The organism is Corynebacterium sp. HMSC065D07, from assembly GCF_001810695.1.
GTDB lineage: Bacteria > Actinomycetota > Actinomycetes > Mycobacteriales > Mycobacteriaceae > Corynebacterium > Corynebacterium hesseae.
Genome location: NZ_KV802421.1, coordinates 89,190 through 109,681 on the forward strand (window position 1 = coordinate 89,190; position 20,492 = coordinate 109,681).

General features: G+C 58.8%; 19 protein-coding genes and 1 tRNA gene. 15 read left to right on the forward strand and 5 right to left on the reverse strand.

What is annotated here, in order from left to right:
- Nucleotides 1-715: 715 nt before the first annotated feature.
- Complete coding sequence (locus tag HMPREF2760_RS00585; protein ID WP_070596332.1) at nucleotides 716-1,024, reverse strand: hypothetical protein; 309 nt, start codon at nucleotides 1,022-1,024, stop codon at nucleotides 716-718.
- Between the two features lie 271 nt (nucleotides 1,025-1,295).
- Here HMPREF2760_RS00585 and HMPREF2760_RS00590 point away from each other — a divergent pair, with 271 nt between their 5' ends.
- Nucleotides 1,296-1,643 (forward strand): hypothetical protein, encoded by a 348-nt coding sequence (locus HMPREF2760_RS00590; protein ID WP_143335909.1) that lies wholly within the window; start codon nucleotides 1,296-1,298, stop codon nucleotides 1,641-1,643.
- A gap of 243 nt (nucleotides 1,644-1,886) precedes the next feature.
- On the forward strand, nucleotides 1,887-2,324 hold the full coding sequence (locus HMPREF2760_RS00595) for an NUDIX domain-containing protein (protein WP_010188359.1): 438 nt from the start codon (nucleotides 1,887-1,889) through the stop codon (nucleotides 2,322-2,324).
- Nucleotides 2,325-2,903: 579 nt separating this feature from the next.
- Here the strand turns inward: HMPREF2760_RS00595 and HMPREF2760_RS00600 are convergent.
- The 4 genes from HMPREF2760_RS00600 to HMPREF2760_RS00615 all read right to left on the reverse strand — a co-directional run bounded on the left by HMPREF2760_RS00600 (nucleotide 2,904) and on the right by HMPREF2760_RS00615 (nucleotide 6,379).
- A complete protein-coding gene (locus tag HMPREF2760_RS00600) occupies nucleotides 2,904-3,266 on the reverse strand; it encodes a DoxX family protein (protein ID WP_010188361.1) in 363 nt (120 codons plus the stop codon).
- Nucleotides 3,263-3,838, reverse strand: a complete 576-nt coding sequence (locus HMPREF2760_RS00605; protein ID WP_010188362.1) for a TetR/AcrR family transcriptional regulator — start codon at nucleotides 3,836-3,838, stop codon at nucleotides 3,263-3,265. Before HMPREF2760_RS00605 ends, HMPREF2760_RS00600 begins: the two co-directional genes overlap by 4 nt.
- Nucleotides 3,839-4,781: 943 nt before the next feature.
- Nucleotides 4,782-5,174 carry an NUDIX hydrolase gene (locus tag HMPREF2760_RS00610; RefSeq protein WP_070562072.1) on the reverse strand — a complete coding sequence of 131 codons (393 nt, stop codon included), beginning with the start codon at nucleotides 5,172-5,174 and terminating at the stop codon, nucleotides 4,782-4,784.
- Between the two features lie 20 nt (nucleotides 5,175-5,194).
- The gene (locus HMPREF2760_RS00615; protein ID WP_070596334.1) at nucleotides 5,195-6,379 is read right to left on the reverse strand and encodes an Nramp family divalent metal transporter; all 1,185 of its coding nucleotides are present in this window, start codon (nucleotides 6,377-6,379) and stop codon (nucleotides 5,195-5,197) included.
- Nucleotides 6,380-6,553: 174 nt separating this feature from the next.
- Here HMPREF2760_RS00615 and HMPREF2760_RS00620 point away from each other — a divergent pair, with 174 nt between their 5' ends.
- The 13 genes from HMPREF2760_RS00620 (at nucleotide 6,554) to HMPREF2760_RS00680 (ending at nucleotide 20,484) form a co-directional block, all read left to right on the forward strand.
- Nucleotides 6,554-9,094, forward strand: coding sequence for a YhgE/Pip domain-containing protein (locus tag HMPREF2760_RS00620; RefSeq protein ID WP_070562068.1), 2,541 nt, complete (start codon nucleotides 6,554-6,556; stop codon nucleotides 9,092-9,094).
- A complete protein-coding gene (locus HMPREF2760_RS00625) occupies nucleotides 9,094-11,142 on the forward strand; it encodes a YhgE/Pip domain-containing protein (RefSeq protein WP_070562066.1) in 2,049 nt (682 codons plus the stop codon). The genes HMPREF2760_RS00620 and HMPREF2760_RS00625 overlap by 1 nt, the downstream gene beginning before the upstream one ends.
- Nucleotides 11,143-11,246: 104 nt before the next feature.
- Nucleotides 11,247-12,611 carry a TrkH family potassium uptake protein gene (locus HMPREF2760_RS00630; RefSeq protein ID WP_070562063.1) on the forward strand — a complete coding sequence of 455 codons (1,365 nt, stop codon included), beginning with the start codon at nucleotides 11,247-11,249 and terminating at the stop codon, nucleotides 12,609-12,611.
- A gap of 1 nt (nucleotide 12,612) precedes the next feature.
- Nucleotides 12,613-13,296 (forward strand): potassium channel family protein, encoded by a 684-nt coding sequence (locus tag HMPREF2760_RS00635; RefSeq protein ID WP_070524594.1) that lies wholly within the window; start codon nucleotides 12,613-12,615, stop codon nucleotides 13,294-13,296.
- A 60-nt stretch (nucleotides 13,297-13,356) separates the two neighbouring features.
- Complete coding sequence (locus tag HMPREF2760_RS00640) at nucleotides 13,357-13,719, forward strand: YidH family protein (RefSeq protein WP_070562059.1); 363 nt, start codon at nucleotides 13,357-13,359, stop codon at nucleotides 13,717-13,719.
- Nucleotides 13,716-14,015, forward strand: coding sequence for a DUF202 domain-containing protein (locus HMPREF2760_RS00645; RefSeq protein ID WP_070562057.1), 300 nt, complete (start codon nucleotides 13,716-13,718; stop codon nucleotides 14,013-14,015). Before HMPREF2760_RS00640 ends, HMPREF2760_RS00645 begins: the two co-directional genes overlap by 4 nt.
- A gap of 287 nt (nucleotides 14,016-14,302) precedes the next feature.
- Complete coding sequence (locus tag HMPREF2760_RS00650) at nucleotides 14,303-15,877, forward strand: SLC13 family permease (protein ID WP_070596337.1); 1,575 nt, start codon at nucleotides 14,303-14,305, stop codon at nucleotides 15,875-15,877.
- Between the two features lie 33 nt (nucleotides 15,878-15,910).
- Nucleotides 15,911-16,978, forward strand: coding sequence for a GTP-binding protein (locus tag HMPREF2760_RS00655; protein WP_070596339.1), 1,068 nt, complete (start codon nucleotides 15,911-15,913; stop codon nucleotides 16,976-16,978).
- 166 nt (nucleotides 16,979-17,144) lie between these two features.
- Nucleotides 17,145-17,220, forward strand: a tRNA-Arg gene (locus HMPREF2760_RS00660).
- 75 nt (nucleotides 17,221-17,295) lie between these two features.
- Entirely contained in the window at nucleotides 17,296-17,760 is a 465-nt protein-coding gene (locus HMPREF2760_RS00665; protein ID WP_070596341.1) for a hypothetical protein, read from the forward strand.
- Nucleotides 17,761-17,864: 104 nt separating this feature from the next.
- The gene (locus HMPREF2760_RS00670) at nucleotides 17,865-18,344 is read left to right on the forward strand and encodes a hypothetical protein (protein ID WP_070596361.1); all 480 of its coding nucleotides are present in this window, start codon (nucleotides 17,865-17,867) and stop codon (nucleotides 18,342-18,344) included.
- Between the two features lie 116 nt (nucleotides 18,345-18,460).
- Entirely contained in the window at nucleotides 18,461-19,366 is a 906-nt protein-coding gene (locus tag HMPREF2760_RS00675; RefSeq protein WP_070533861.1) for a DUF418 domain-containing protein, read from the forward strand.
- Nucleotides 19,366-20,484: a trypsin-like serine protease gene (locus HMPREF2760_RS00680; RefSeq protein WP_070533859.1), complete on the forward strand. Its 1,119-nt coding sequence runs from the start codon at nucleotides 19,366-19,368 to the stop codon at nucleotides 20,482-20,484. The genes HMPREF2760_RS00675 and HMPREF2760_RS00680 overlap by 1 nt, the downstream gene beginning before the upstream one ends.
- Nucleotides 20,485-20,492 lie beyond the last annotated feature (8 nt).

A 20,492-nucleotide genomic window follows, 5' to 3' on the forward strand; every position in this document is an offset into this window, starting at 1 on the left:
AGGTAGAAGCATGTTTCTAGGGTGTCCTACCCCTGTCCTATCCCTGTCCTGTCTGTCCTATCCGCACCCCATATAGGACACATAGGACACCTACAGGACACCCCATAGGACACCCAAAAATAGTCCCTGACCTGCATAGGACACATAGGACACCCCCTAATCTCTCTCACGCGCACGCGCTACCTACCTCACCCTGTCCTAGCTTTCATGGCCGGGGCGTACCGATACTTTCTGCCTTTTTTGGCATAAAGTCACTGTCTCCGCCTGCCTGTGGAGGCCCACCCAAACAGGCGGCAATTACCAGCGGATAGAACCTACTGACAGTCCCCGCCTAGGGTGTTTCAACAAAGGGTGCAAGCAGGCTCTATTTTCCCTGTTCAATATCGCCGTTTAAGGCGATGAACTAACCGGCAAGGGGTGGAGGTACCCCACAACTCGTTAAATGGCTACGCAGAACGGCACGTCAGATGCGGAAAATGCCTAGTAGGGCACTGCTGAAAGCAGGCGTGTGTTCATTGCGGTGCTCCTGTTAACTCGTTGGTGAGATTCCTTATGGTGCGTGTTAGGCGCGTGTTGGCCCGCATGATTCGCAGGGCCTGTTGCTCTAGCCGCTGGTATTCGGATGGGGTGCAGTTCTGGCACTGCTGGTTGATGGTCTCCAGCATCTCAAGGTTAGCCTTCAGTTCCCGCATGGTCTCGTTCAATTGCTGGAGGCTCATAGCGCCACCTCGTGAGGCAGCGCACTAGAGCCACAGACGTGTATGGGCTGTGTGTTGGTGGCCCAGCGCGCCGGGGTGGTTGGTGCGCGCTTCACGCTACGCGGGATAGCCAGAATGCTGGTAACTCGTGCTTCACCGTCGATGAAGTGGATGACACCAATAGTCCAAGTGCCATGAGTGGCCCCCGGGGTGGTGTTGCCGTACGCTTGCCAATCGCGGATGACGTGTGCAGCTTCATCTGTGGTGAGGTAGCTGGATGGTGTGATGGTACTGGCTTGCGGGATGACGGTTAGGTCAATGGGCATGATGGGTGCCTCTTTCTTGTTGGTTGCTACTGTCCGTTACGCAACAATTACGCAACAGTCTGCAACATGAATTTTCTAAAAGGTGCCCTGACCTGCATGGAGGTGGCGTAAAGGTTCAGTCCCTCTCGTCTCCGCAAACTACAGAACCCGAGTCATCGTTTCACCGGTGGCTCGGGATTTTACGTTTTCAGTTCCTTCGTATGCCGACAGCCCGTGAGCAGGGAACTTAGAATGAAGGCGCTGACCTTAATCTGTGCTGGCTGGGAGCGTCATGGAGTTACTAAAAGAGCCAATTTGGGATGTGGAAAGTAACGCGAACATCGATCCCGATGAGAGCTTTGTTCGAATTAGGCTGCATGAAGACAGCGTTGTAGCTGAATTTACTATTGCCGAGCTGTGTAGTTTCTTTGGAATTAACGGTTTCGATTGCTTGCAGCGACAATTCAAGGCTTGGTATGGCTTGAACGCTTTCGCGTGGGATTCAAAAGGTAAAGTTCACTGTGAACAGATCCCTTTCTCCGAATATTTTGCTCTTTCCAAAATTCATGAGTGCTATTCCCCGCAGCCACTTCCCGAAGCAACGAACGGTGTAGTGAGGTGGGGGATGAAAAAGAAGTAATTATCGGGCGAATGTGCTTGATGGCGAAATGGGGGCAGGGTGGTTCCGAAGAATTATTGGTCACCTAGTTCAGCACTTGCGTCCTGTGGCTGCGAGGCACTCTAAAACCGGAAGGGCCGCTTTAGCGCAAGCTTCTTCTGCAGGATACCCATTCGTGCTTTCGGTAATATTGGTAACGGGAATTTGCTCAGCTACAGATTTTTTGTCCCCAAAAGCATTCAATAACGTGATCTAAGGAGAAAAATGATCGACTCTCAAACTGGATGGTTTTTTGTTCACGCTAGTGTGAAGGTTATTCCAGTCCTCGGCGGTAAGGTGCTATTGGGGCTTAATCCTAGGGGGGATTGGGAGCTACTCGGAGGCTGGCCGGACAGGGGAGACTTATCGCTTCGCGAGACAGCTCAGCGCGAGTTGAAAGAAGAGGCAAATTTAGAGACTCTCCCCGATACCCTAGTAGATGCGTTTCTTCTAAGAGATCCGAAAGTGGAAAATCCGGTTGCGATTATCGCATATGGGGTCACCGTGTCATTGAATGAAGGGATTGATATTAGTGAAAGCATCGAGCATGAAAAGCTAGGTTTATTTGGAAAGGATGAGATTTCGGGTTTGCAAAATCTCTTGCCGGAATATAAGACCGTGATTTTGAAATATCTGGAGATGGGTGGAAATAACAAAAGCTAGTCAATATAAACAGAGGCTCGACAGAGATCCTTCCGAAGGTCTTAAGCGAAAGCTATCGGCTGATGAGGTGATGAAGTTGACGAACGAACTTGGAGACTGGCGTTCGTTTACTGCAGTCCCAGAGAAAATTAGAGAGTATTCTGAGGAACCAAGTTTTCGTGCTGCGTTGTCTGCCTTTTCAGATATGGATAGTGGAAATAAGCGTCAAACTTTACAGGGGATTTGCCAAGTTACCATTGAGCCTGATGGCAGAGTTTTAGGTGCCTGTTGCCACAACATCCAGGAGCTCAATTGTTTCATGCCGATTCAGAGCACTACTTAGCCACTGTTGAGCGGGTTCATGTTGTGGTGCTGCGGAGTGGAAGGCATGAACGAGAATGTTGACATCAGGAATGATCATCGAGCGCCGCCCACACGGCTTCCTTGTCGCTGAGATCAACTAGAGCTGGTCCGCCGCAATCGAAGGAGGGGAGGTCTATCCTGGTGCGCATACGTTTAGAGTAGAAAGCATCAAGTCATCAATCAAGGGGTGCAATGATGCATCTGCCTTCAGGAAGCCGTGAAAGGTTGACTGGTGTCTTAATTCAGTGCGAGCGTCAGGATCAGTACTCCGATGGAGAGTGCGAGCATGCCTAAGCAGTTGATCCAGAATGCGCTACCGAGGAAGTGGGCGCGGACATGGGCTGCTGCGGCTGCGCAGAAGTATGCGATGACGCCAACCATGGTTGCAATTCCTACGCCGGGGAACCAGAGGCCGGCAATGAGTCCTGCGGCGGCGAGATACTTGATGACAATGAGCGCCCACCACCAGTCCTTGGGGAGTTTGACGCCGCTGAGGCAGGCTTCGATAAAGGGGACTGGTTTGAGGGAGAGGGCGGCGTCGCCAAGCAGGATGGCAGCCAGTAGCAGGGAGGGCCAAGCGGGGGAGGATTCTAGGATCATTGGGTTACTCCGAATGCGGTGTTGAGGCGTTCGATGGATGAGGCGGCTTGGGAGGTGAGTTGTTCGGTGTCGTAGAGGCCCGCGGCCCACCCGATGAGAAAGCCGAGGTAGACGTTGTATAGCAGGTTGGAGTACTCGGCTGCATCGTCACTGTTGAGTCTGGAGCCAAGGCGCAGGGTGATTTCATCGGTCAGGAGTGTTTTGAGCGCGGTGAGTGCTTCGCCTTGATTTCCTTGTTGGATGAGTGCCGCGCCGAACGCACGGGAGAGTTCTTCGTGGCCGGTGAACATCTGGAGGAATGGCTTGAGGACATCGAGGAGGCTATCGGATTGCCCCCGAATCTCGTCGTGGAGCTCTGAAATGTGTTGGCCAATGGTGCGGATGAGCAGCGTTTGTTTGTCGCCGACTCCCATGACGGTTCCCACGCTGACGCCAGCCTCGGATGCGATGGTCCGGATGCTGGTGGTGGCGTAGCCCTGGGTGAGGAAGAGATCGTAGGCGGTGGCCAGGACCTTGCTGTCGGTGCCAGCTTTGGCGGCCGAACGCGATGGGTGAACGTGTTCAGTGAACATGTTCAAAAGGGTAGCTCTTGATGGCTTCGGGGTCAATGACGCCGAAGTGTTGACAGTTGGCGCTAGGCCAGCGCGGGGAAGACGCGGTCGCGCAACAGATGCGCAAGTTCGCGGTCGGGTGCAGCTGGGTTGACCCAGGCGGTGTCGCCGATTTCGGCGGCGGCGTGGGGCTCGTCGGTGGTGACGGTGCGTGTGCAGGTGAAGATGGTGCCGACAATGACAGAAGCAGCAGGTAGGCCGAAGCCTAAAGGAGGCTAAATGTCAGCAGGGCGAATTGCGGCAAGATACGCCCTCTTGCGGGCTCTCGCAAGGATTTTTGGGGAAGTGTATACGTTCGTCTACGGTTTCCATTTTTTGCTTCCAAATTTGTCTACCACATGTAACTCTAGGGGGTGTCCGAGTTCTCGGCCATCTTCTCGCGAAAGGGATAAGGGCATGTATTGCCCCAAGAAATGTGCGCCTCTGGTAGTGCTGATTGCGGCAGTATCAGTTCTCGCTCCAGTTAAAGCACTTCCTCAGCGGGTTGGTTTTTGAAAACTATCGTTGCACTAAATGGCGAAGGTTTTAGGGTAGCGTGCTTGGAATTTCGCCATATGGACGTTGCTGAACTGTCTGGAGAGCAGTCAAAGAGAATCTACCGGTTAGGGAGAATAATTTATGTGGAAAAAAATCTTGGCCACTATTGGCGTTATTCTGATGACGCTTTCCGTTTATGTTCAATGGCCGTATGCTGTCACGATTGCTCTAGCAGTTTTGGTCATTGTCCTTGTGTTTCTTCCCAGCGGGAAGAAGTAAATGCCTGAGTAGGGGTGGGTATTTCAGCGGACCTGCCTCTGTCTTATGTTGATGAGCCGAGAAAATGGGCGCGGAGGTGCGCTGCTACAGATGCGTAGAAACAGGCGATGCGGCCTGTGGCTTCGAGATGCAATTTACGAAAACGTACCTACCCAGCCAGCGCGGGGAAGACGCGGTCACGCAACAGGTGCGCAAGTTCGCGGTCGGGTGCAGCTGGGTTGACCCAGGCGGTGTCGCCGATTTCGGCGGCGGCGTGGGGCTCGTCGGTGGTGACGGTGCGGGTGCAGGTGAAGATGGTGCCGACGACGACCTCGCCCGGTTCGTTCGCGGCGGGGGCGTCGAAGGTGCCGAGTTCGTTGAGGCTCTCGGCGTCGAGAGTGAGGCCTACTTCTTCGGCGACTTCGCGCAGGGCGGCGTCGACAAGCGCCTCGCCCGCCTCAGGCTTGCCGCCGGGCAGTTGGTACTTGGTGGAGGACTTCTTGCGCACGGTAAGCACGTGGCCTTGTGGGTTGCGGATGACGACGGCTGCTACTTCAATCATGGCTGCTGATTGTAGGCGGCCTAGAGCAGCGGCAGGAGCACGAGGGCGAGATTGAGTGCGATGACCAGCGCGGCAAGCGTCCAGCCCACGGCCATAGACCAGGGTTTCGCGGCGAACTCACCCATGACGTCCCGGGAGCCGGCATAGCGGAAAAGCGGGATGATGGCGAAGGGGATGCCCAGGGAAAGAAGTGCCTGGCTGACCACCAGTGCCATAGTGGGGTCGACCCCGCAGCCGATGATGACCAGCGCCGGGATGAGCGTGACCAGGCGGCGGACTAGTAGGGGGACCTTGATGTGAAGCAGGCCGTCCATGATTTCGGAGCCGGCGTAGGCGCCCACTGACGTCGAGGCGAGGCCGCTGGCCAGCAGGCCGATGGCGAAGAGAACGCCGGCCAGCGGGCCGAGGTGGCTGGCAATCGCCGTGTGGGCCCCGGAGATGGTCTCTGTGCCGTCCACGCCGTAGAGGGCCGAGCCCGCCAGGACCAGCAGGCCCACGTTGACGAGCCCGGCGATGGACAGCGCCACGGCGATGTCCGCGCGGGTGCCGGCCAGCACGTGGGGGATTTCCAGGTCGGGGTAGCGCTGCTTGGTCAGGGAGGAGTGTAGGTAAATGGCGTGCGGCATGACGGTGGCGCCCAACATGGAGGCGGCCAGCAGGATGCTGTCCTTGCCCTCTAGGCGGGGGATGAGGCCGCCGACCACGTCGGCGGGGTCGGGCGGGGCGATGGCGAGGCCGGCAAGGAAGCCGATGCAGATGACCAGGAGCAGGCCGATGACAAGCCCCTCGAACCACTGGTTCTTCTTCTGGAAGATGAGGAGAATGATGGAGACCGCGCCGATGATGAGCGCGCCCGCGAACAGGGGGAGGTTGAAGAGGAGTTGCAGGGCAATGGCGCCGCCGATGACTTCGGCGAGGTCGGTGGCCGCGGCGATGAGCTCGGCCTGGGCCCACATGCCTAGGCGCGCGCGGCGGGAGAGACGCTCGCCCATGATTTCCGGCAGGGAGCGGTGGGTGACTAGGCCCAGTTTGGCGGAGTGGTACTGGATGAACATGGCCATGAGGTTGGCCACGACGAGTACCCACACCAGGAGGTAGCCGTAGTGGGAGCCGGCGCTGATGTTGGCGGCTACGTTGCCGGGGTCGACGTAAGCCACTGCAGCAACGAAGGCGGGGCCGGTGAGGCTGATTAAGGTCTTACGCATAGGCATCTCCATACCAAAAGTTCAACTACTTGAAGTCTAGTTTTCATCGCCATATGTTAAAGCCAGGGGTTTGATCCGGCAAACCATGTTAAAGTTTATTTGTTAATTATTTAAATTACTTTATGTATTTTGGCTGGTTAGAGACAGGGAGGTGCAACGGGTACACTGCCTTCAGTGCGTCAAAGTTGGAAGATTTTTATCAGAGATGTAGCCAGGCTTGGCCGCGTCCCCAGGGCGTGGATCATTCTCATCGGGCTCGTCATCACCCCCGCGTTGTATTCATGGGTGAACATCGCGGCTTTTCGTGACCCTTATGGCCATACCAACAATATCAAGGTGGCCGTGGTCAACGAGGATAAGGGTGCTAACAATGAGCTGACGGGGAAGATAGATGTCGGCAGCGAGGTCATTGAGAAACTCAAAAAGAATGACCAGATAGGCTGGCAATTCCTTGAGCGCGACGAAGCCGAGAAAGCCCTTTTAGAGGGAGACGTGTATGCCTCGGTGACGATTCCGGAGGACTTTAGCGAGAACCTCGTGAGCATGCTCGACGGGAAGTTCACGCAGCCGCAGCTGGTCTACCGTGTTAACGAGAAGAACAACGCCATCGCCGTGAAGATCACGGATACCGGTGCCAAAGGTCTAGACAAGCAGATCACTGCGGCCTTCAAGGAGCAGGTGGCCACCGTCGCGGCGGAGAACATCAAGGACACCGGTACCGACTTCGAGCGAAAAGTCACGCGCGCGATGAACAACACTAGTTCGGCCTTCGGGGAGACCGCGCAGGAGATTGACGGCAACCGTGAGAACCTCGCGCGCATCCAGGGAAAGCTTGACGCCGCCGCTGATTCCACGTTGGGCGCCAAGTCCACGGTGGCTGATGTGAGTGCTGCGCTGGGCGACGCCCAAACCGCCCTCGCCGAGGTCTCCTCCCTAGTCGAGCAGGCCCAAGGGGGCATCGGTGACTTCACCGACCAGACCACCGGTGCCTTCGTCAGTGGTGCAAGTGCGGTGGCGGACGGTACCGCCAAGGCGCAGGAATCCATCGCGGATGTCACAGCTGGCCTGAACCAGGCCGGTGACCGTTTCGATTACGCCACGCAGCGGGCGAACACTGCTATTGACGCGAGTGCGGAATCGATTGCGCAGCTTAAAGCCCTGCGCGATTCCGCAACGCTCTCACCGCAGGTGGCCAAGGAAATTGATGACGCCATCCAGCGCCTCGATGAGGGCAATGAATCCAACCGTCAGCTGGTGGGGAACCTGACTGCGCTGAGCAAGGATACCCAGGCCGCAGCGGACAACGTGCAGGCTAGCGCGGAGGCCATCAACCAGGCAGCGGCCGATACCAAGGCCACGTCGCAGACGCTGCGCGATACCGTGACCACCGCCGTGCCGGAAATCAACCGTGCCATGAGCAATCTGAGCTCCATGGCGAGTGCTTTGAGCTCCACCCTGGAAGCTCAGAAGGGAACCATGCAGGAGGCCAATGGTCTCCTGGACGGCGTGGCCCAGCAGCTGCGCGCCACGAAGGACACCTTGTCCGATTTCGATACCAACCTCCTGGCCCTGCAGGACAGCCTGCGCGCTATGCAGGGCGATGTGGGTTCGCTGCGGGCTGCGATGAACTCCAAAGTTGTTCAAAATGTCACCGGGCTGGACGCGGAAGAAATCGGTAAATTCTTTGCGGAGCCCATCGAGCTGAAGACCGAAACCGTGTACCCGGTGGACAGCTACGGCTCCGCCATGGCGGCGCTGTTTACTAACCTCTCTCTGTGGATCGGCGCCTTTGTCCTCATGGTTATCTTCCGGGTCGAGGTGGATAAGGAAGGATTCCACCGCGTCACGGTGGGCCAGGCCTACCTAGGCCGCTTCCTCCTCATGGCCTTGATGGTCATCATCCAGGCCATCACGGTGACCGTCGGTGACCTGCTCATCGGCGTGCAGACCGTGAACGCGCCTGCCTTCATCCTGACGGGCGTGCTCGTGGGGCTGGCCTACTTGAGCATTATCTATGGGTTGTCGACGTCGCTGGGGCACCTCGGCCGCGGCCTCTGCGTGGTCTTTGTCATTATCCAGATTCCGGGTGCTTCGGGCCTGTACCCGATTGAGCTGTTGCCCAACTTCTTCCACACCATCTACCCACTACTGCCATTCACGTACGGCATCGATGCCATGCGTGAAACCATCGGTGGGTTCTACGGCAACCACTATTTCAAGAACATGGGCGTGCTCGCCTTCATGTTCATTCTGTTCTTCGTCTTCGGCCTGTTGCTGCGTAAGGCTTTGGCGCACTTCAACGTCATCTTTAACCGCGAGCTGCGGGATACCGAGCTCTTTGACTATGAAAATGTGCAGGTTGTCGGCTCCGGCTACCGCATCGCGGACGTCATCCAGGCGTTGGATAGCCGCAGTGGTCTGAAGAAAGATTTGGACCGCCGCGCGCATGACTGGGGCTACTGGCTCAAGCTGGTGGCCATCGCCGGTGTTATCGGAGTGGTGATCCTCATCGTCGTCTCGGGTCTCTTGCCCGACCAGAAGCCGCTGCTTCTGGCTATTTGGACGGCATGGTGCTTCCTCATCATTATCGCCGCGGTCACCCTGGACTACCTACGCATCAGTCTGAAGCAGTCCGCAGAGCTGGTGACGTTGGATGAGGATGACATCAAACATCCGGCTCGCATCGGGGCCGACTCCACGGAGGGGGATAACTAATGCGTGGAACACTCGATCTTTTCCTCAACGATATCCGCACCGCATGCCGCAACGTGATGAGCGCGGTGATGCTCGTGGGTCTCGTCGTCATCCCGATGCTGTTCACCTGGTTTAACGTTCTGGCCAGCTGGGATCCCTTCGATAACACCAGCCAGCTCAAGGTGGCGGTGGCTAGCAAGGACACCGGCTATAAAAGCGATCTGTTGCCGGTGCCCATCAACGTCGGCGACCAGGTGCTCAATGAGCTACGTGCAAACGAGCAGCTGGATTGGGTTGTGACGACTTCCGATGAGGCGATTGAAGGTACCAAGTCCGGTGAGTATTACGCAGCCATCGTGCTGCCGGAAGATTTCAGTACCGACATGATGAACTTCTACACGGATGGATCCAAGCCCGCCGACTTGTCCTTCTATACGAATGAGAAGAAGAATGCGCTGGCGCCGAAGATCACTGGTCAGGGTGCAGAAGGCGTGTCGGCTCAGGTGGCCGAGGCCTTCACCACGACGGTCGGTGACGTCTCCTTCGATCTGGTCACCTCACTCTCCGACTTCTTGAGCCAGGGCGATACCAAGGCTGTGTTGGACCGGATGCAGGCGCGCGCGGATGGTGTGCAGACCCAGCTGGACATGGCCGCGCGTACCGCGCGTTCCCTCGCGGGCCTGGTGGATACCGCGGTTCCGCTCATGGAAAGCGCCCAGCGCATTGCGGACTCGGCAGACCTGGAGCTGCCGGAGATCCAGTCTTCCTCACTCAATGTTTCCACCGACGCCCTGCAGCAATCCCTCGATGCCACCAGCGCCAGTTATGACGTGGTACGCCAACGCATTGATGCGCTTTACGACGACGCCTCCGCCTCCCGCGCCGACCGTGTCGCCACGCTCAATACCTTAGCCGGCCAGGTAGAAGGCACGATTACCCAGTACCAGAACCTGCACGGCCACATTGAGGTCCTCCCGATTCCCGTAGGGGATAAGGAGAAAGCGTTAAGCAGGATCGAGGACGCTATCGACGCCGAGCGTGCCCTGCACGCGCGTCTTACGGCCGCCGCCAACGCTCCCGAACCGACGAAGCCGGATCTCTCCAGCCTCGATGATGCCAAGAAGGCAGTGGAGGGGATCTCCACCTCTGGCCTGCGTGAATCCTTGCGCGCGCTGCAGGATTCCCTGGGCCAGGTCAGCGAGGATCTGGATACCGCGAAGACTCCCGTCACCATTGATTCCTCTTCCTTGACGGATGCTCGGGATGCGGTACAGAAGCTCGCCTCTGGCTTGCAGGACAAGGCGAACAAGTTTGGTGATCTAAAGAAGGACATCGATTCCGCTGCGGAATCCGGGGATCTGAAGAAACTCGCGGACCTTATTGGTTCAGATCCGGACGCCTTGGCGCGTGCGATTGCGGCCCCAGTGGACGTCGACAGGCAAGCGGTCTACCCGGTCAAGAGCTTCGGCGCCGGCATGACGCCCATGTACACCGCCCTGGCGCTGTGGGTGGGTGCGCTGCTGACCGCAGTGAGCGTGCGTACGGATGTTGTGGATAAGGACAAGTATTCGCCGATGCAGCGCTTCTTCGGGCGCTTCGGTATTTTCGCGGCAGTCGGCCTCATGCAGTCGACGATGCTCATTTTGGGCCTCATCTTCTTCGTAGGTATCGAGCCTGCGCACCCGATTCTCATGCTGTTGGCGGGCTGGGTTAGCTCACTTATCTTTATGCTGATTTGCTACACCTTCGTGGTCTCCTTCGCCAACGCCGGTAAAGCCTTAGCAGTGCTCATGTTGGTGATTCAGGTGTCCTCGTCGGGCGGTGCTTACCCATTGCAGGTGCTTCCGGAGTGGTTCCAGAACATCAGCCCCTGGTTGCCAGCGACCTACACCATCCGTGCACTCCGCGCGGCCATCGCGGGTACCTACCACGGTGATTTCTGGCTATCCCTGTTCGCCCTCTTGCTCTTTGCCGTACCGATGCTCGTGTTGGGCGTGGTCTTCCACAAACCGTTGGAGAAGTTTACCAACGGCTGGGTGGAGACCTTGGAAAAGACCAAGCTGATGTAGCGCTTACTTTGCGGTGCCGCTGATGTTATGTACATCAAACTTTCGAGATACTCACAGGTTAGTGGGGTCCCGTGAAACGGCACCCAGCGGTAAGCTGAAACGCTGTGAAACGCGGTCATTTCCTGGGCCCAGCTCGGCTCACCGCCGCGGGCTTTATTCTGCTTATCCTCCTGGGAACGCTGCTGCTGATGCTGCCGATTTCCGCCAACGTTCCGCAGTGGACTCCGTTCTTGCCTGCGTTTTTTACGGCTACCTCGGCGGTTTCTTTGACGGGTCTCGTAGTGGAGGACACCGGTACCTATTGGACGCCCTTCGGCCAAGCGGTTATCATCGCGCTCATCCAGCTGGGCGGCCTCGGCATCATGAGCCTGGCGTCGTTATCGGGCATGCTTCTGACCGGACGCATCAGCTTCAAGGCCCGCAGAACTAGTGCTGCGGAGGGCCGCGCCGTGGTCTCTGGCGGAATTCGACATGCCTTGATGCTCACCTTGGTCATGACTCTGATCTGCGAGGCCATCGTTGCCGTGTTCATCGGCGTGCGTTTAGCCACCAAACACGGAGTAGCACCAGGACGCGCGGTGTGGGAAGGCATCTTCCACGCTATTTCGGCCTTCAACAACGCTGGGTTTAGTACCTATTCCGATAGTGTCGTTTCTTTCGCCGCCGATGCTTGGATCCTGATGCCCCTCGCCTGCGCCCTGATTACGGGTGGCTTGGGCTACCCCATGCTGGCGGAGTTCGTGCGACGGGCCCGCGCACGGCTAACGCGCTGGCGTGGCGGCACGCCGCGCATTCACCGCATGTCCATGACCGCCCGGATGACGCTGGGCGCCACCGCGTTCTTGTTGCTTAGTGGCACCGTGATCTTCTTCCTCTCTGAGGGCTCCGGTGTGCTGAACGGGATGCCGTTGGGCCAGAAGCTCATCAACGCCTTCTTCATGAGCGCTTCGCCCCGAACGGCAGGTTTTAACGCCATCGATTACGGTGAGGCGCACCCGTTGACGCTGATGGTGACGGACATCTTGATGTTTATCGGCGGTGGCTCCGCCGGTACTGCGGGCGGCATCAAGGTCACCACCACATGCGTTCTGGGCGCCGCGATGATCTCGGAATTCTTGGGCCGGGAGGACACCTCCATCGGGCACCGGCGTCTGCCGCTGTCCACCTTCCGCCAAGCCCTCGCGCTCACGGCCGCCGGAATGGTGGTCGTGGCCCTCGGCGTGGCGACGCTGCGCATCTGGGACCCCGAGTTCACCGCGGACCAGGTCACATTCGAAGTCATGTCTGCCTTCGCCACCGTGGGTTTGTCCACGGGCATTACCGCAAGTTTGTCAGCACCATCGCAGCTCATGCTGTGTCTCATCATGTACGTTGGCCGCGTAGGACCCACCACCTTCGTGGCGGCACTGGCCGCCCGGACCATTACCCTGCGCTACCGCTACCCAGAAGAAAGGCCGTTCATTGGCTAACATGTTCAGCGCCCTGCGGCGTGAAAAGTCTTCCATCAATATCCCGCCGGTCGTCGTCATTGGTATGGGGCGGTTCGGTTCTTCCCTAGCCCGTGAACTGATGGAGCACGGCGTGGAGGTTCTTGGCATCGATGCCGAGGAGAAACACGTGCGCGAATATGCCGCGTATCTCACCGAGGCGGTGACCGCGGATACGACCGACGCCGAGGCCCTCCGCCAGCTGGGCGTTGATGAAGTGGAACGCGTGGTCGTGGCCATCGGCTCCGACTTGGAGGATTCCATCCTCACCGCCTCGAACTTGGTGGAACTGGGGGTAGGCGATATCTGGGCCAAGGCGGATTCGGATGCGCACGCCCGTATCCTGCGCCAACTGGGAGTGCACCACGTTATCCGCCCAGAGCGCGATACTGGTCGCCGCGTGGCGCACCTGCTGGGTGGTCGCTTCGAGGATTTTGCGGAGATCGCCACTGATTATGGCGTGACGGCGATGACCCCGCCGGCGTCGATAAGCAAGCACCCGCTCAACCTGCACCAGGTGTGGGAAGCACACAACGTTCAGCTCATCTCCCGCTGTGAGGGGCCTGGCCAGTGGCGCCCGCTTGTCGACGGCACCGAGCTCACCCACCGCGACCTCATCGTCGTCGCCGGTAGCCCCGCGGATCTGGAGGCCTTCTCGCAGTCTTAAGCGCGGCGCTTGGGGTGCTGCGCGCTGTGGAATGAAGCGTCGGACGCTACAGTAGCGCCTATGACGAAGGCACGTTTCCCGGGCTCGGTGTATGGAACAGGGGAGGAACCCGACCCGCGCTTCAGCATGGCTAATGAGCGCACCTTTTTGGCGTGGATCCGCACGTCATTGGCCTTTATCGCGGGTGGTGTGGCGCTGGAGACCTTCGAGTTGCCGCTGAACACCACGCTGACTCGCGTCGTCTCCGTCATCATGCTGATCGTGGCCATCGTCCTGCCGGCGGTGGCGTGGTTTCACTGGGGTGCCTCTGAGCGCGCGATGCGCCATGGGCGTCCGCTCCCGGCTAGCCCGGCGTTGGCGTTGATTGTTGGCGTGGTGATCCTTATTGGCCTGATGATTCTGGTGGGCGAGCTGCTAGCGTGAGCGAGCTTTTTGATCCCGGCCTCCAACCCGAGCGCACCCGCTTAGCCTGGCAGCGCACGGGTCTAGCCGGCCTCGTCGCGGGACTGCTCGTTGTGCGTTCCGTTGCGCCATGGGCCGCCGTGATCGTTGGGGTAGTGGTGGCCGTTGTGTTGTGGTTGGCCACCGCCAAGCTTCGCGACGCTGACGAGATCCTGGCCCGGGCCGAATCACCTGCCCTGCCCGGAGCCCCGGCGCTTGCCGCCGTTGCGCTGGGGACGATGATCCTCGGAGCGGTGGCCTTCGCCGCTGTGTGGTAGCGCGGTTCGATCCGCACGCTGCAGGTTGCGGGATCGAGGTCTGGGGATCTGCGGAGGAAGGGAACTGAGTGAGGACTGCCCACACATTGGTGAGCATTCTTTGCAGCTAATCTGCAGAAGATTTTGCGAACAGGGGTGAATCTGCGGCCAGAGTGGGGGTAATAACCGGAAAGTGTTTGTTGGTGGTCTGTGACCTCGATAACCTGAAGCTGTAGGCCCATTCGGCGATCCTAATAACTCTCTCGCGGCTGAATGGGGGCTGGTTAACCAGGAAAAGGAGGGGGCAGATGACTACCCCGCACACTCACGTCTCAACATCGCACACGGAGGGCGAAGACGACCACGGCGTTGATACGCGCGAATGGCGTCGCATGGCTATTGGCCTTATCCTCGGGCTCGTTTTGGCTGCTCTCGTGTGGTTTATTTTCCCGAGCAACGCCGTCGATACCGTGCTGCAATCGCCCGGTGCTAAGGATGACACGGAATACACTCAGAGCGCGCTGCGCGCCGTTGCGGCCGTGACCATTCTCATGGGCGTGTGGTGGATGACGGAGGCCATCCCGCTGGCCGCCACCGCGCTTTTGCCGCTGGTCATCTTCCCGCTGGCAGGTGTGGGCAGCATCAAGGATGTGGGTGCGCCCTATGCCTCGTCCACCATTTTCTTGTTCATGGGCGGATTCCTCATCGCCTTGGCTCTGCAGCGCTGGAACCTGCACCGTCGTATGGCGCTGTTCGTGGTGAAGGTCGTTGGTACCTCGCCGAAGCAGCTGATCCTTGGCTTCATGCTGGCCACCGGCTTCTTGTCCATGTGGGTGTCCAACACCGCTACCGCAGTGGTCATGCTGCCGATTGGTATTTCCGTGCTTTCGCTGACTGCCGACGCCGTCGGCGGCATGCGCAAACAGAAGAAGTTCGCTACCGCGCTCATGCTGGGTATTGCGTACTCGGCGTCGATTGGCTCGCTCGGCACTCTCATCGGCACCCCGCCGAATGCGCTGCTGGCTGGCTACATGAAGGAATCTCACGGCATCGTCCTAGGCTTTGGCAAGTGGATGATGGTGGGCATGCCGCTGGCATTCATCTTCTTGTTCATTGCCTGGTTCATGCTGATCACCGTGTTCAAGCCGGAGATGGACAAGATTCCGGGCGGTCGCGAACTCATTGATTCCGAGATTGAGAAGCTTGGCCCATGGACCGGCCCGCAGATCATGACCGGCATCATCTTCTTGGGCGCGGCCTTGGCATGGGTTATCATCCCGTTCTTCGTGGATAAGGAATCGAACTACGATGACGCCATCGTGGGTATCGCTGCTGGCCTGCTGCTGTTCATCATCCCGGCCGATGCAAAGACCGGTGTGCGCCTTCTGGACTGGAAGACTGCAAATGAAATGCCGTGGGATGTTCTCCTGCTCTTCGGCGGCGGCCTGTCTCTGTCCTCGATGTTCAACAAGTCCGGCCTGTCCCTATGGATTGGTGAGATGGCCAAGGGGCTGGGTGGTCTGCCGACCATCCTGCTGATCGCTTCGGTGGCCCTGCTCGTGCTCTTCCTGACGGAGATCACCTCCAACACTGCAACGGCTGCGACCTTCCTGCCGATTATGGGCGGCGTGGCCGTGGGCATCGGCCTTACCCAGAATGGCGACATCAACGTCCTGCTGCTCACCATCCCGGTGGCGCTGGCCGCAACCTGTGCCTTCATGCTGCCGGTGGCAACCCCGCCGAACGCTATCGCCTATGGCTCCGGCTACGTCAAGATCGGCGACATGATCAAGGGCGGCATCGGCCTCAACCTGATTGGCTGCGTGCTCATCACCATCACTGTCTACCTCCTTGCCGTTCCGGTCTTTGGGTTGGTCCTGTAGCCTTCCGATAATGAAAAACGTTATCATTACGGGATGGCTACACCCGTTACCGTGCTGTCCGGATTTTTAGGCAGCGGAAAGACCACCCTTCTCAACCACCTGCTTGCTAACCGTGAGGGGCGCAAGCTGGCGGTTGTTGTCAATGACTTTTCCGAAGTCAACATCGACGCCGCCCTCGTCGCCGGCGAGGGCCATCTTGAACGCGGCGAAGACCGCTTCGTTGAACTCTCCAACGGCTGCATTTGCTGCACGTTGCGCGAGGATCTCATTGAGTCCGTCGGCAAGCTGGCTCGTTCCGGCCGCTTCGACCAGATCGTTATCGAGTCCACCGGCATCTCTGAGCCCATGCCTGTTGCCGCCACTTTCGAGTGGGAGTTTGAAGATGGCACCACGCTTGCCGACGTCGCCCCTATCGACACCATGGTCTCCCTCGTGGACGCCTCTACGTTCCTGACTAATCTTCGCCGCGGCCGCAGCTTGGTTTCCGAGAATATTGAGGCCACGCCCGATGATGACCGGACCATTGCCGATTTGCTCGTGGATCAAGTCGAGTTTGCCGATCTCATCCTCATCACCAAGACCGACCTGGTGGAGGTCGCTGAAACCGAGCGCGTCATTGCCACCGTGCGTGTCATGAACCCTCGCGCGCGCGTCGTGCCGGTGACCAACGGGGTCATCGATTCCGCGCTGGTTCTCGATGCCCACCTTTACGACACCGCCACCGCCGCGGCCTACCACGGCTACGCGGAGGAGCTGGCCAACCCTCACACCCCCGAAACCGAGGAATATGGCATTTCTTCGGTGGTTTTCCGTGCTGACCGCCCTTTCAACCGCGAGCGCCTGCTCAAGGCCTTGCGTGCTAGCACCGGCCTCGTGCGTTCGAAGGGCTATTGCTGGATTGATACCGATCTGCGCGTGGCCCACGCCTGGCAGCAGGCCGGACCTAACTTACAGATCATGCCGGCCTCCCTGTGGGCGGCCAATGGCGTCACTCCCGGCACCGAGCTCGTGCTCATTGGCATCGACTTTGACCACGAGTCCACCCTTCAGTCCTTCCGTGACGCCGTGCTTTCCGACGCTGAAGTGGCCGCCCTTGTCTAGCCCTTCATTAAGGTGAACACGGGGTGAATTGCTATGTCCATTTCTTGGGTTGAAAACATGCATTGACATCGGGATTTGTCAGTTTTATAGCGTGTGGGTATAGTTATTCCTCGTTGCACAGCAGAGCGCACACGCTCCGGCGTCAAGCACTGCAAACCAACGGACTGCGCCCGTAGCTCAACGGATAGAGCATCTGACTACGGATCAGAAGGTTGGGGGTTCGAATCCCTCCGGGCGCACCAAATCTCAGCCGCCTTCGGGCGGCTTTTCTCGTTTTTAGCTCTGTGGGCTGGGCAAATCCGGTAATGTTCTGAAATATGATCAAAGCGATTCTCGGCGCCATCCTGCTATTCATCTCCTCGCTGTTTTCTAGCGCGGGCTCCTCGGAGCTGGCGGGGAGCTCGGAGGCGTGGGGGCTAAACGTCGCCCAGCACGGCATCATTACGAACACCCCTGCAGATTTGGTCGAGGCAAACGATGAGCAGATGGAACATATCACTGCTTTTAGGTGGGAATCTGCAGCGAGCCCAGAGGATTTCTCCTTGAATTTCCAGAACCAGACGGTGTGGTTGCCCTGTAACGGCGGCGACTTTACCTTGGTTGATGGCGGCGTGGAGCTCAGCATGCTGACGGATAAGGCCTGCCCTAGAGGAAAAGTTGACCTTCCCTTCATTATGTTCCTGTCCGATCCGGCGAAGGTAATGGTGGCCTCAGATGCATCCGCAACCCCTGAGCGCATTTACCTCGTGCGCGATGAGAAAGCCATCGCCCTTAGCCACTGAGACGCATATCGCGCAGAGCTGAGTGAAACGCAGAGCTGACAACAGGCAGAAATGAGAAGGCCGACCAGAGCCACTGGTCGGTTGGGAAGGATACAATGATGCCCATGATTCAAGCGATTCTCTCCGCTATCCTGCTTTTCATTTCCTCCCTCTTCTCTTTTGCAGGCTCCTCGGAGCTGCCGGGAAGCTCAGGCATAGCGGAAGCTGGATCCTCACAGCGCAACATTATTACCAGCACGCCCGCAGGCCTGGTCACCGCCAATGCACAGCAGATGGAGTTTGTGGTTAATTCCGAGTGGAAGTCCGCACAGCAGCCGGATTATTTTTACGTGAACTTTAGGGATCAGTACTTGGAGTTCTCCTGCGATAACGCCGGCTTCCACTTTGAGAGCAACGAGGCTAGTGAGATTGATATCACGTGGGATTTGATGTCGGATAACATCTGTTTTGGTCCGCAATCGGACGGGGCCCTCATTGACTTTCTTCAAAGACCAGTAACGGTGAAGGTGGACCCCGATGCCTCCGCAACCCCTGAGCGCATTTACCTCGTGCAAGATGAGAAAGCCATCGCTCTTAGCCGCTGAGACGCATATCACGCAGCGCTGAGTGAAATGCAGAGCTGAAAACGGACACAAATAAGAAGACCGGCCAGAGCCACTGGTCGGTCTTTAAACGTTTTCAACTGCAAGGAGATGAATAGGTGTCAGCGCGCGCCCGAATAGTGGGCCTCGATATTGCTCGTTCCTTGGCCATCATCGGGATGATTATTCTGCACATGGCCAACCTGGTGTGGAGCGCCAAGGTGGTGCTCTCCGGGCTGCCGGCGGCGGGCTTTGCCATCATTGCAGGTACCACGATGATGATTCTTGCCCGCGACTACTCGCTGCGGGTCTTCCTCAAGCTGGTCGCCCGCGGCCTGATAGTCATGCTCATCGGCGTGGCCTTGCTGCCTGTGGGCGGTGAGATTCAGGTGGTGCTCGTCGTGATGGGCGCGGCCATGGCTCTCACCGCTTGGGTGCCGCCGCTGGCCACCGTCTGGAAGGTCCTGCTCTTCGCGCTGGCCACCGCGGGCGCCACGGTGCTCTACGCGCCGTACACACTCCCACAGGTCTACCCCCTCGTGGCATTCCTGGCGTACATGGTGGCGGGCATGCTGCTTTACGACGTCTACCTCACCCGCCCCACCCGCACCCAGATCGTCACGACCGCGGTGGCCGTCGTCGTTACTGGCATCGGCCTGTGGCAGCGCTTTAACCCGGATATCGCCGGCTGGCTGCGCTTTACCGGGCATACGGGCGTGCTTGGTGAAATCCTTCTCTCCGTGGCGGTCACCGCGGTGGTGCTGCACCTGTGCCTGATCATTGGCCGTCACCTGCCGCGCTTGACCTTCCCCTTCGCGGCATTGGGCTCGATGTCGTTGACCATCTATATCCTGCACATTCTCACCGCACGCTACTGGCAGGCACACGTCTCCCTACACAACACCATGGCGGCACTGGGCTTTGTGCTCGCGTTCCTACTGTTGAGCGCGCTGTGGAAGAAGTTCTGTGGAAAGGGCCCGGCCGAGAGGGCCGTGGCTTGGGCAATCAAGGAGGTGGCCGCGTAATGGTGGCACGAAAGATAACTGCTGTTGTGGCCAGCTCTCTGGTCGTGGGGCTAGGCGCTGCGCCGGCCATGGCCTTGGAGTTTGCGCAGCCCGCTCCGCAATCGGAGGAAAGCGCTGCCGTGGCTGCGCTGCGCATGGGCAAGATCGGCAACTTTGGCGATTGCACGGGCACGCTGGTGGCTGAGCAGTGGGTGCTGACCGCCCGCCACTGCTTGGAGTCCGTCAACAACGAGGGCTCGCAGGCCCGCTTTGGCCAGGGCAAGGACACTCGCGTCTATGACGTGGACTCCTGGGCTGTTTCGCCGACTATCGACGCCGGCCTCATGCACCTGACCGAGCCCGTCGAGGGCATTAAGCCAGCTAAGCTCGCGGATGCGGTCCCCACCGCCGGCGAGAAAGGTCACTTTTACGGCTGGAGTAGTAGCTCCCGCATGGCCCGCAAAGGCCAGCTGCCGATGGCCGAGATGGAAGTCGGCGAATTGCTATCCGGCGGCACCCCGCCGGCAAGCCCAGACGAATCCGGCCAGAAGATGACGCCGGTGGCGCCGGGGGATACCGAGGCTATGGCTCCTGGTGACATGGCAGTGCCTGCTCCCGGTGGAATGGTCGCTCCCGCCCCTGGTTCGTCCAACGCGCCCCAGGTGATGGAGGGCGGCGACATGCCAGAGATCGCTGTTGGACCCGACGGCGCGGAAAGCATTCCGGCCGGTGAGCTTGGGGGAGTGGGCCCGATGATTGCGGCTGCCATCATGGACGTGAAGTCCCTCAATGGTGAGGGCATGCAGGGCGGCGACTCGGGCGGACCATTCTTTGTTAACGGTCGCCTCGTCGGTGTGGCCACGGCTGGTACGTCGAACGCGGATCCGGATCTGCCTTCGCCGAGCGCTGCCATCACGTCGGTGGTCGAGGTCCGCGATTGGATCGAGGACGTCACCAGCGGCCGCGATACCGACGGCGTCCTCACCGCCCACAATTCCCCGAAACCGCCGGCAACGATGCAGGTCAGCGCGCCCGTCGCGTGGCCAGCAGGCATTGCTGCGGTAGTGGGCCTCATCGCGATAGCCATCTTCTCGCGGGTGATTAGTCGCAAGTCTGGTGCTGGGAAGCGGACCAACTAGGCTGTTTC